At 63.5% G+C, this 663-nt stretch carries 2 protein-coding genes; both read right to left on the bottom strand.

Annotated elements, in window-relative coordinates; all coding sequences use genetic code 11:
• Positions 1 to 499: condensation domain-containing protein (locus GM30_RS02355; protein WP_238582595.1), on the bottom strand; the 499-nt coding region annotated here is incomplete at its 3' end.
• Positions 492 to 663 (bottom strand): MbtH family NRPS accessory protein (locus GM30_RS02350; protein ID WP_049847338.1); only part of this gene is annotated, 172 nt, incomplete at its 5' end. The genes GM30_RS02355 and GM30_RS02350, both read right to left, overlap by 8 nt.

Raw genomic sequence — 663 nt, 5'->3', positions numbered from 1 at the left:
GCGTCGGTTCGCCCTGCTGCCAGGCACGATAAATCGCCGCAATCTGGCGGGTAATCGCCGGGAAACTGAAGCCATCCACCAGCAAATGGTGATAGCGCTGATACCAGTACCAGCGGTCGTCGCTGACGCGGAAAAGCGTATGCATCACCAGCGGATTGCCGCTGTCGACACGCAGATTCTGGTTGAGATCGGCCTGCATGATATCCAGCGCCGCGGCATGCGGCTCTGGCTCCGCACGCAGATCACGGCAGTCCGGCGCGGCAAAGGTCAGCGTCTCGTCCAGCCACTGGCTGATGATGCCGTCCTGTTCACGAAAACGCAGGCGCAGCGTGTCGGCCTGCCGCATCCCGGCGACAATCGCCTGACTCAGCCGCGCGGCATCCAGGTCACCGGACAGTTCTACGTAGTGCGCCACGCTCCAGGCGTTCGGCAGGGTGGACAGTTGCTCGGCCATCCAGATCCCCGGCTGCGCCGCCACCAGCGGTAAATACTTACTCATCATCGCGTCCTGTGGTGGCGTAATGGGCGGGATTCAGCGTGGTGACACGTTCTGCCAGCCAGGCGTTACACTGTTCCGGAGACTGCGGTTCGCAGACCGCCTGCCACCCGGCGGGCAGAGCGCACTGCTGTGGCCACAGGCAATACTGCTGCTGCGCGTTACGC

The organism is Trabulsiella odontotermitis (genome assembly GCF_001188485.1).
Lineage (GTDB): Bacteria > Pseudomonadota > Gammaproteobacteria > Enterobacterales > Enterobacteriaceae > Trabulsiella > Trabulsiella odontotermitis_A.
The sequence above is the reverse complement of the archived record's forward strand: the minus strand, read 5'-3'. Positions and strand labels throughout refer to the sequence as shown.